This window comes from Acidobacteriota bacterium, from assembly GCA_040754075.1.
Taxonomy (GTDB): Bacteria; Acidobacteriota; Blastocatellia; order UBA7656; family UBA7656; genus JBFMDH01.
In genome coordinates this window covers 44,697-55,823 of sequence record JBFMDH010000043.1, presented here as the reverse complement: position 1 = coordinate 55,823, position 11,127 = coordinate 44,697, and the positions used below count along the sequence as shown (strand labels likewise).

General features: G+C 45.1%; 7 protein-coding genes and 1 CRISPR repeat array. All 7 genes read right to left on the bottom strand.

Annotated elements, in window-relative coordinates; all coding sequences use genetic code 11:
* Window positions 1-150: 150 nt before the first annotated feature.
* Window positions 151-4,296: direct repeats of the CRISPR family, unit length 30 nt; unit sequence GTTTCAATTCCACGATGGTTCGATTGATGC.
* Between the two features lie 242 nt (window positions 4,297-4,538).
* On the bottom strand, window positions 4,539-4,799 hold the full coding sequence (cas2, locus tag AB1757_28775; protein MEW6131059.1) for a CRISPR-associated endonuclease Cas2: 261 nt from the start codon (window positions 4,797-4,799) through the stop codon (window positions 4,539-4,541).
* Between the two features lie 200 nt (window positions 4,800-4,999).
* Window positions 5,000-6,250 carry a type I-B CRISPR-associated endonuclease Cas1b gene (gene cas1b / locus AB1757_28770; protein MEW6131058.1) on the bottom strand — a complete coding sequence of 417 codons (1,251 nt, stop codon included), beginning with the start codon at window positions 6,248-6,250 and terminating at the stop codon, window positions 5,000-5,002.
* Window positions 6,251-6,533: 283 nt separating this feature from the next.
* On the bottom strand, window positions 6,534-7,031 hold the full coding sequence (gene cas4, locus AB1757_28765; protein MEW6131057.1) for a CRISPR-associated protein Cas4: 498 nt from the start codon (window positions 7,029-7,031) through the stop codon (window positions 6,534-6,536).
* A 210-nt stretch (window positions 7,032-7,241) separates the two neighbouring features.
* A complete protein-coding gene (gene cas3 / locus AB1757_28760) occupies window positions 7,242-9,668 on the bottom strand; it encodes a CRISPR-associated helicase Cas3' (GenBank protein ID MEW6131056.1) in 2,427 nt (808 codons plus the stop codon).
* The gene (gene cas5 / locus AB1757_28755; GenBank protein ID MEW6131055.1) at window positions 9,653-10,354 is read right to left on the bottom strand and encodes a CRISPR-associated protein Cas5; all 702 of its coding nucleotides are present in this window, start codon (window positions 10,352-10,354) and stop codon (window positions 9,653-9,655) included. Before cas5 ends, cas3 begins: the two co-directional genes overlap by 16 nt.
* The gene (locus tag AB1757_28750) at window positions 10,351-10,767 is read right to left on the bottom strand and encodes a retropepsin-like aspartic protease (protein ID MEW6131054.1); all 417 of its coding nucleotides are present in this window, start codon (window positions 10,765-10,767) and stop codon (window positions 10,351-10,353) included. The genes cas5 and AB1757_28750 overlap by 4 nt, the downstream gene beginning before the upstream one ends.
* Window positions 10,758-11,117 (bottom strand): hypothetical protein, encoded by a 360-nt coding sequence (locus tag AB1757_28745; protein ID MEW6131053.1) that lies wholly within the window; start codon window positions 11,115-11,117, stop codon window positions 10,758-10,760. The genes AB1757_28750 and AB1757_28745 overlap by 10 nt, the downstream gene beginning before the upstream one ends.
* Window positions 11,118-11,127: the final 10 nt, after the last annotated feature.

Genomic DNA, 11,127 nt, shown 5'->3' with positions numbered 1-11,127 from the left:
GCTAACATACGGGCTCGAGGCACCAAGGGAGTCCGACCTGATTGACGCTGAGACTTCAAAGAGCATACTCCGACTCGATCCATTTTTCATCGTTGGTTGTGAATCAACCATTCATGACAGCTAACATATTGTTTTCGCCGCCTGCATTTAGTTTCAATTCCACGATGGTTCGATTGATGCCTGCTTTAATTGTATTTAGGGTTTGCAGGGAGTCGATGTTTCAATTCCACGATGGTTCGATTGATGCAACACTTTCTAGCTAGGTTTTGATTGTTCCTCATCTGTTTCAATTCCACGATGGTTCGATTGATGCGTGGTGTGGGGATAGCCGATTTTCTAAATTAAGCCCGTTTCAATTCCACGATGGTTCGATTGATGCTCACAAAAAGTAACAAGTCTAAAAAGGGCGGCAATTTGTTTCAATTCCACGATGGTTCGATTGATGCTCCAAACGATATAAGAGCTGCTGAAATAAATACCAAGTTTCAATTCCACGATGGTTCGATTGATGCGTGATTCGACGCGGTCTTTGTATTGATCTGTAGAAGGTTTCAATTCCACGATGGTTCGATTGATGCAATCCCGGATCGTCAATCTTGATAAATAATCGTTCCTGTTTCAATTCCACGATGGTTCGATTGATGCTTTGTTAGCGATTTGCTAATCGGCTATCTTGAAACATGTTTCAATTCCACGATGGTTCGATTGATGCAAGAACTTGAACACGTTGAAAACATTAAGGCATTATCGTTTCAATTCCACGATGGTTCGATTGATGCAAATCATTTGCGGAAATTGTAACCTTTCAGAATCTAGTTTCAATTCCACGATGGTTCGATTGATGCTCGCGTGTTAGAATTGAAAGTTTTTACCCAAAAATTAGTTTCAATTCCACGATGGTTCGATTGATGCGTAACGGAAATCGAAAATGCAATCGGCGGCAAGACTGTTTCAATTCCACGATGGTTCGATTGATGCTGATTTTCATCCTAAGCTTCAATATTTTCAAAAAACGTTTCAATTCCACGATGGTTCGATTGATGCCTTGATGAGGGTGATTCCAATTTCGCGCCATCCGCAGTTTCAATTCCACGATGGTTCGATTGATGCTACATGTGTGAATCTAACACAGCTTTCTTGGTTCAAGTTTCAATTCCACGATGGTTCGATTGATGCCGCATACCTTGCACTATCAGGGTTACTTCCTCCCTCGTTTCAATTCCACGATGGTTCGATTGATGCTTCATAATTTACAAACTATATGGAGGCTTAAAATTAGTTTCAATTCCACGATGGTTCGATTGATGCTGCTGTTGCAAAGGCTTCCTTGAACATTCGTGAAGGGTTTCAATTCCACGATGGTTCGATTGATGCACTATATGGGGAAACCAAGTTAAAAAAAGAATCATTGGTTTCAATTCCACGATGGTTCGATTGATGCTAAAAGAAAAGAAAAAACTTTTCCGCGTAGTTTTATGTTTCAATTCCACGATGGTTCGATTGATGCTCGAAATCACCCGCAAAAATTAATTTGCGTGCCACACTTGTTTCAATTCCACGATGGTTCGATTGATGCTAGCGCAATCACAATACTGGATAGAGGATTAACTGTGTTTCAATTCCACGATGGTTCGATTGATGCTAACACAGAATCTGGAATTAAATGATAAATAGAGTGCGTTTCAATTCCACGATGGTTCGATTGATGCAGGAATACTGAGGATTCGTAAGAATCTTACAATCAGGTTTCAATTCCACGATGGTTCGATTGATGCACGTCCAAACTCGAAATTGTAAGAGGGTTAAATGCGTTTCAATTCCACGATGGTTCGATTGATGCAGGCGAACGTGAAATGGCGATTATGCAAACGAAAAAAGTTTCAATTCCACGATGGTTCGATTGATGCTCATCGTCTATGAAAGTTCCTATAACCGCTATCCGCAGTTTCAATTCCACGATGGTTCGATTGATGCGGTGCGCTATGGCTACCTGCCGACGTTTTCAAACACGTTTCAATTCCACGATGGTTCGATTGATGCCGGCGGTCAATCAGTTGCTCAGTGATTGCCAGCTTGAGTTTCAATTCCACGATGGTTCGATTGATGCACGATCCGCGACCAGGAACGCGAAGCCTCGATGGGCACGTTTCAATTCCACGATGGTTCGATTGATGCGCGATGCGGTGATGCGCGAACTTGACCGCTTGAATGTGTTTCAATTCCACGATGGTTCGATTGATGCCTTACGGCGCAGCAGGAGCGACAACGATTACCAATGGTTTCAATTCCACGATGGTTCGATTGATGCTTGCATACACATATGGCACACGCATTGCTATACATATGTTTCAATTCCACGATGGTTCGATTGATGCTAGGTATTCTACTTTAAACCTATGAGGTGATTATAAGTTTCAATTCCACGATGGTTCGATTGATGCGCCTCGACTTTCAAAACCACGTAGTCGAACCGGGTTTGTTTCAATTCCACGATGGTTCGATTGATGCTCCTATGCCAAAACTTCCCCATACAGCAGGTAAGCATGTTTCAATTCCACGATGGTTCGATTGATGCTTCTTTCGTTTTTGGTTTTGGTATCAAACAGACTCTGTTTCAATTCCACGATGGTTCGATTGATGCTAAGAGTCCGTGAATCACAGGCTTGTATGCTTTCTTGTTTCAATTCCACGATGGTTCGATTGATGCTTATCTTTTTCTTTTTGGGCGTCGTGGTCGGTTATAGTTTCAATTCCACGATGGTTCGATTGATGCTCAATCAAGTTGCTCCTGATGAAATTAAGATGACGCGTTTCAATTCCACGATGGTTCGATTGATGCTGACCACATTTTCCCAAAATCCTTGATTGAAAAAACGTTTCAATTCCACGATGGTTCGATTGATGCGGTTTCCGCCTTTGCGAACTCCTTTTGTTGTGCCTTGTTTCAATTCCACGATGGTTCGATTGATGCAAAATTCGCAAAATGCCGAGTGGGTTCACTTACTATGTTTCAATTCCACGATGGTTCGATTGATGCTCCAGATATTTTACTGGAATTTCAGCCTGAAATATTGTTTCAATTCCACGATGGTTCGATTGATGCAAAAAGGCTATGTCGATAGCTGGCATACAACTGCAAAGTTTCAATTCCACGATGGTTCGATTGATGCTCGATGAAGTGTTACCGCGCCCGATCACCAACCGCGCGTTTCAATTCCACGATGGTTCGATTGATGCCCGCAAAATTCGATTTGTGAACCTTTGCCGATCTTTGTTTCAATTCCACGATGGTTCGATTGATGCGTGAATAAAAGCGCGAATGTTGCGAAACTTACCGAATGTTTCAATTCCACGATGGTTCGATTGATGCCGGGAACTCTTCCAACATCTGACAAAACCGAATGGCGGTTTCAATTCCACGATGGTTCGATTGATGCAACACCGGGCATTCTAACTTTTCTGCGAATGTTACGTTTCAATTCCACGATGGTTCGATTGATGCAAAATTCTCGAAAGAAAAACCCGACTGCAAAACAGTGTTTCAATTCCACGATGGTTCGATTGATGCAACATCGGGCTGATCCTCATCGCGCTGGTGATTATTTGTTTCAATTCCACGATGGTTCGATTGATGCACCAATGGGGTTATCACGCCCAGCGGCTTGTTCTTCATGTTTCAATTCCACGATGGTTCGATTGATGCTGAGCGTTTCCGAATAAAAGTACCCGCCCTGATCCGTTTCAATTCCACGATGGTTCGATTGATGCTCACCTGTTCTCAGTGTGCCGTCCGAATATTTTACAGTTTCAATTCCACGATGGTTCGATTGATGCGGTTTGCACAAAAAGCAGCAGCCAGATGAAAAAAAAGTTTCAATTCCACGATGGTTCGATTGATGCCCGGTTCGACTACGTGGTTTTGAAAGTCGAGACAAGGTTTCAATTCCACGATGGTTCGATTGATGCCCCGCTTTTCGTTTTAATTCTATCATTATTGGTTTGTTTCAATTCCACGATGGTTCGATTGATGCTAATGCAGACCTTTCTATAGGACAATTATTTCTTTCGTTTCAATTCCACGATGGTTCGATTGATGCTCGGAAAACACCTTATAGAGGTAGACTTCTTTTACGTTTCAATTCCACGATGGTTCGATTGATGCTATGAAGCGATGACCTTGACCGAAGCCAATGAGTTATGTTTCAATTCCACGATGGTTCGATTGATGCGCAGACCTGAAAAAATTAACTGAAAGCTGGATCACTGGTTTCAATTCCACGATGGTTCGATTGATGCCCGATATTTTTATCTACCCGGATTAATTATGTCAACAGTTACGGCGGCTTTTGATGGGGTTTTAGTGAATTTTTATCGTCGGGCTACGATGATGCGAAAAATGCCGGACCTCGACGACCGGCAAAACGTGTTTTGCATTCATTGAGTTATTTCAACCGGCGGGCGCAGGTTGCCGGATTTGCCGCTTGCAAAACGGCAATTAATCGTCGGGCGACGACCATAGAAGTAACCTTGTCCTTACTTCACAAGACATTACCGGTTTCGGCGCGTTCGCTTCCTAACACCTCTTTATTTAACCAGCGTTGCTCACGCGCCGTGTAAATCAACACCGAATCGCCGTCATCGATGATGCGCTGTAATCCGAGCTTTACCGCTTCGATTTGCGAATCGGTGAGTTCCCCTTCAAATACCGAATTCTGCACCCAGTGCAGATAGCGTTTCAAAAATTTATGGACGCGATTGACGCGCTTAACCTCTATATCATAAACAATCAGCAGGTACATGGCTTAATCCTCGCAAACCTTACGGCAATAAACTGCGCGGCAATCGCCGCTGGCGCTTGGCGATTCATTAGCATCCCCGAACCCTTAGAGCCATAAAATCCGGGAATGAAAATCGCCGCTTCATTATTGATGCCCTCCCCTCTCGCAAACCCTACAACCATAAAATCGCCGCCTGACCAAAGCCTCGATGACGCCAGGTGTCACCACCACGCGCAAAAGCCTTTGTAAGGCTCGTCGTTGGTTAAGTGCTTGACCAGTTTGTAACATTCCAGGCGAATCAGGCGTTCGTAGCTGACGTGACGTTTCAAGCGGCGATGTTCGATGGTTTTTTGCAAGCGGTTATCCCATTCCTGCAAAATCAGCTTGCGACCCGAATCTTTCAAATAACAGCAATTCAAATCCTGCGCGAAATCGCGTTCGTGCAATTGTCGTTGATTGATCAATTTAAAAATCAACCGGTCGGCAAGCAGCGGTTTGAAAACTTCGGCAAGGTCTAAGGCGAGCGAAAATCGCCGCGCCCCCGGTTCGTGCAAAAAGCTGATGGTCGGGTCGAGTTGGGTGCGGTAGATTTGCGACAGCACCGCCGTATAGACCAAGCCATTGGTAAATGAAATCAAGGCATTGACGGGATTGTCGGGCGGACGCCGGGCGCGTTTGGTGAATTCGACGCGGTCGCGCAAAATTTTCGCGAACCCCTGATAGTAAGCGTGCCGCGCGCGCCCTTCGCAAGCCATCAATTCGCCAATCGATTTCACTTCGGGAAGCCGCAGCGATTCAAGCTGCACGCCTTCGGTTTCCGCCTGCAAATCAATGCCGCGCGCCCCGTAATAACGCAGATTGCGGGTGATGTTATGCAGCGCGGCGGCGATGAATTCGCGGGCGATAGCCAGCCGCAGACGCCGGTTGGAGTAGTGGCGCACCTGGCGAACGATCATATACCCGGCTTGCAGATAATCGCGCGGGTAAAAACTGCCCGCATAAAAGCCGTAATAGTTAAAGAAATGCACCGGCACATGATGCTGCGATAAAAAGACCAGCACTCTGGCATTCAAATCGAGTTCGCGAAAGACCCAGATGGACTCGACATCTTCAACGGGAATGACCCGCCGGTCGTTCACTTTTACGGACGCTTCAGACCGTGTGTCAAGCAGGGTTGCCTCATCCATAGCCGGCGGCTCCAACGCCAGTTCGCCCAGGTCGTCAGCCGAAAGCGATGGAGCACCTGCGGCTTGCGTAAGCGCCGCGTCCGGGGCTTCAAGGGGTGACGGCGGGGCGAACGACCCGGAGGCGTCGGCTGTGGGCGCAGACGGTTCATCATCGGAATAGAAAACTTCTTCGACACCGGCGAGGGGTTCGCAAGGGGCATCTTTTTCAGGCGACGGCTCAAAAACCAGGGTATTGTCTTTGCGGCGCAGACTGCCCGAACGTGTCAAAAAATAGTTTCGCGGCATAACAGACATCTCCTTTCAGAAGGATTCAGGACGCCGCGCGCCGAAACCGTAAGGTTTGGCGTTTGGCAATCGGCATCGTGAAAGTTGACCTTGAACCCGCGCGCGACCTCGCTTACCGCTTGCTCGTTGCGCAATCGGCATCGTGAAAGTTGACCGGCAGATGTTGGCTGTAGAGAAACTCAGACGCTTGAGTATTCTCCAACCTGCCGATTGCCAGGCTCATCCCAACAGAGTTCCGCATAGCTAACGCGAAGGGGCGATGAAATGGGTACGCCGTCGCCGCTCATCCCCAACACAGTTCCGCATAGCTGCACGAGCGGCAAATCTTCATCCACTTCACTTCGGGCGGGCGTTTGCCGTCCGTGATGCGTTGCATGTCGTCGAGCGCCGCTTTGACCCTGGCTTCATTTTCGGGCGTCAGTTCGACCGGGTGTTTGCGGCGCAGTTTGGGATAATCGATTTCGCCGCGCAGATTTTCCACGCCTTTGAGTTTGAGGTAATAGAGATAGTAGAGCAATTGCATCTCATGCGCGGTTTCCATCTTATCCGTGAGTTTGGTTTCGTGAATGATGCCGTCTTCCTGCCAGTCAATGACGATTTTATTGTCAATCTCGAGTTCTTTCTTTTTACGGGCATAAGCGGTTTCGTGAACCAGCTTGCCGATTTTGACGCGCTCGTTGCCCTGCTCCATCTGCACGCCATGCGTAAACCACCAGAGTTTTTTATGGCAGATGAAGTAGTAACCGAGTTCCGTGCCGGTAAAGACGGGTAATGCGGTCATATCCTTTCGCTCATAGTTTCGGCTCTATTTTCAACCGATGAACTGTCGCCTACGCATTTAATGGTTCCGGCGAAAACCGCTGCGCAGTTTCCAATCACTTTTGCAGCAGCCAATCCGTGAAATCAATTTATGCTTTCTGTGGATCAATAAAACTTCATTGCCAATGGTCTATGAATTTCATTCATCCCGAACATTATTCAACAACTATCTCTAAATGATGCAGCCGGCATTGGGTTTCAATTTAATGCCTTTTTCAAACGAATAGTCGTGCAGACTTTGAAGTTTGCGAATTTTAAAAACCTCTTTACTCTCATAAGCAGGCGCAAACGTCTCATCTTTGACGCGAAACGTAACGATTCGCGCCGACATCTTTCGCAGTTGCGTCTCTATCTGAATGCGTTTTTGTATTGCTTCTTCAAAGTTTCGCGTGAATTGAACTTCGGACAGGTTCTGCAATTCTTCAAACATTTGGTCATGCGGGTCTTCAGGGATATAGTAGCGAAACTCCTGCCCGAAATATTGTTCGTCAATCAGTTTGAACTTACCGAGCTGTTCAAACGCGGCTTTATTGATCGCTTTAACGAGATTCAAAACGCCTTCTCTGTCTCCGTCTTTGCAGTTTGATTGTTTATGAATTCCGAACTCCAGGTATTCGCCGATTTCCGTTTGAAAAAAGCGTTTTTGTATCTCGAAAAGTTCTGATTCAGTGATCAGATCAGCCAATTCCTTGCGACAAAATTTTAAAAACGCCTTTGCCTCATCACGATAAATCAATTCCGATGAAAATTTCCCGTTGGCTTTCTGTAGGGCAAAAAAGAAGACGTCACCAAAGTTCAGCCGCCCGTTGCGATTACAGCGCCCGGCAGATTGAATTAAACTTGGAAGCGGACAGAAATCCCTATAAACCGTGGGAAAATCAATATCAACGCCGGCTTCGATCAGTTGCGTGGAAATCAAAATAACTTTTTCTTTGCGCTGAAGTCGCTTCTGGCAATGCTCAATCTTTTTACGGCGGTCTTCAAGCGTAAAATGGGTGTTTAGCAAAACGTATTCATCTGTACCATAACCTTCCGAAAGCAGCGCATATAAATCTTTAGTGTCATCAATCGTATTGAGAATCACCAGAGAAGAGTCGTGGCGATTTTCGATATGTCGCGCTAAATCAGAAATTTTGAAATCCGTCTGTAAAAGGCGTATCACGCGATAGCGATTGAAAATCTGCTCACGGAAATACTTTGGCGCGTTCAATAATTCATCCGGTTTTTGATAATTTAAAAACAGCTTTTTGCCTTCGATTTCGGCGGAAGGAAAATCGAGATGCGGCATGGTCGCCGTTGAAATTATCGCGTAAGAATCGAATTGCCGGCAAAATTCGTCTAATAGTGCAGTGAAAAATGAATAAAGGCGATAGGGCAAAGCTTGAATTTCATCAATCAAAAACACGGTTTTCGAGAAACTGGGCAGTCGTAAGAGGATGGCGTTTCGATTGCTCAGAAGGGCTTCAAAAACCTGCACAAAGGTCGTAATGATAAATGGATGATCAAAAGTGGTTTCGGTAAAACTTTCCTGTAAAAGTTTCTTTACATTCTCATCGGTTTGTTCATCATCAAGTTTTTTCTGTAATTCCTGAATCGCCTGATTTTCAGCCCGTGAATCAATTCGCAAAACATTGCCATCAAATATTTCCCGACATATGCCTTCAACCTGCTCGGTGATCGAAAGAAAGGGCAAGCTGTAAATCACGCTCAGATTTTTATCGATTGCTAAAATCTCTTTTGCCAATGCCAGAAGCATCATAGTTTTCCCTGCGCCGGTTGGTGCAGAAAGCGTGAACACCCGTTTATTTTCCGGCAATTTTTCACGCAGGCGCTCTACAGACTCCAGACGCATTGCGGTTCGCAAATTGTTGAGCGGGTTTTTCTCGCCGAAGGAATTTAACTTTTCAGTGATTTTAGTTGCGAAATTTGCTTCAAAATAACTTTCGCGTAAATTCTGGCGATTGTAATTTTCATTATCGCCTGCATCGCGTTTATCGGCTTCGAGCAAACACGCAAAGCAAAATTGCGTTTCGAGGAAAAAGTTGAGCGGTTGTTTGTTGCGGTCTTCAATAACCCTGGCTTTGAATAATTCTCTTTGAAAGCTTTCTGAAATACTCAACTCAAATTTTTCATGAGGTTCGAGCAACTGTAAAAAATCCGAAACCGGCAAATCCGAATGTCTGCTCAAAAAATCCGCTAACCGTCTGGTTTCGTCCGGGTTGAATAATCCATCTTCAAAATCAGGTAAATTGCCGTGATGTCGCGCAATCATTGTCAGAAGACTGAAACATTGTTCGTTTCGATTTACCCAGGATAAAACCTTTTCGCGATTATTCTGGCAGAAATTCCAAAATACATAAGCCGAAAGATATGCATGTGATGAATATCCATTGACCGACTCGCCCCTCAATTTAGCTTGAAAATACGGATTGGTTTTTCCCAAATCGTGAAAGAGCGCGGCAATTTCAGCGAGTTTCAAATTGAGCGAGGTCGGCAGATTGGCGGTTCGATATTTCACCTTTGCCACAACACCGCTCAAGTGTTTTTGCAAAGGTTTTCCGGGATGTGAATCGAAAGCAGTGGTTAAATCAATGTCCATTGTGAACCGTCTGTGAATTCATAAAATTCCCCGTTTGCAAAAACTTCGCGGTTTTCCGACGGGTAAAGAACCTTTTCGTATCGGTCTGGCAAATTCCAGAAATCATCATTCTGAAAGGTTGGAATCTTCTCTACCCCAACCCGAAAGGTATTCGCACGGAGCATTTTTACAACATCAATCTGCTGCTCTTTGATAAATCCTTTCGTGGAAAAGCTGCCGTTTTTAACGTGAAACTCACCAAGGGAAATAGTCTCAATTTCTGCGGGACAATTATGCAAACCCAGAACGGGCGTATAGTGCGCTTCATTTTGCCGGATTGCGGAAACGAAATCGTCAAAAATGGTTGCTGAATTTTCCCCCTTCAAAGCCAATGCGATGGTGTTTTCGGGGTTTTTCAAAAACTCCATTTGCTTGGGAGCTTTCTGCATCAAATCCACAACGTAGCGCAACGTGAACGCCCAGGACTCTTTCTTGACAACATTTTTCACACAAACGCCATAAAGCAAATCTTCGGAAAGTTGCGGAAAGAGAGTTTTCATTTCATCGCGTTCCTTCCCCAACACCGCGCCTATTAAACCGATCAATGCCGTCTTGGTAATAAAATCGTGAGTCAACGGATTGTTGTTGGTTTCGGGTTTGCGAAAATGCCCCCAGTTTCCTTTTAAATTAAATATGACGCCTTTCATCGCACGATTTCCTCATATTGACTGAGCAAGAGTTTGCCCTCGTAATCGATCAAGCCGAACTGAACCTGACTCAAAAAGCCCTGCCTGCCTAACACATTACGCTTGATACTTTCTTCAGCAATAAAATAAAGCCAAACACACTGCTCGATATCCAGAACCGATAAAGTTAATTCGTGTCCAAAAGCAAGGAAAGTTCCGGTTGCCGTACTTACCGACAGCGGTTGACCGCTTTCAATCACAATGCCAAGTTGGTCGGCATATTTGCGCTCAAAAAAACAATGCGTTGAACCCGTATCAATTTTGGCAAAAAGCGAAACTTTTTTATCGTCGGAGAAAAGTTTGACCGGAACGGTTATACCGGTTTGACGTGTGTCAAATTCATAAACCTTCAGGAATTCGATGATTACTGACACCCTTCCCAACCTCCCAAATAAGCCTCCGCCTCTTCTCTAACCTCATTGACAAAAGGAATTTCAATCCCTTTTGCGATGGCTTCATGGTAAACTTTGACGGCATCTTCGCCGGAACTGATAAGCCTGTCGCCATCCAGACAAACCCACTTTCCGAGATATTCATCACGATTTTCCCGTATCCATTTCATTGCCAGGTTGAATTTCCTGACCTCTTCTTCAACTTCTGGGGGTTTGCCGTTGCTTTCGCTATTTTGCGATTCTTTTTCACGAACCCATTCGCCCAGTTTATGAATCTCTTCGGGCGATAAACGGCTTGCGGCTTCGATAATTTGTTCAAGCGTGGTTTGCATCGTTGTCACC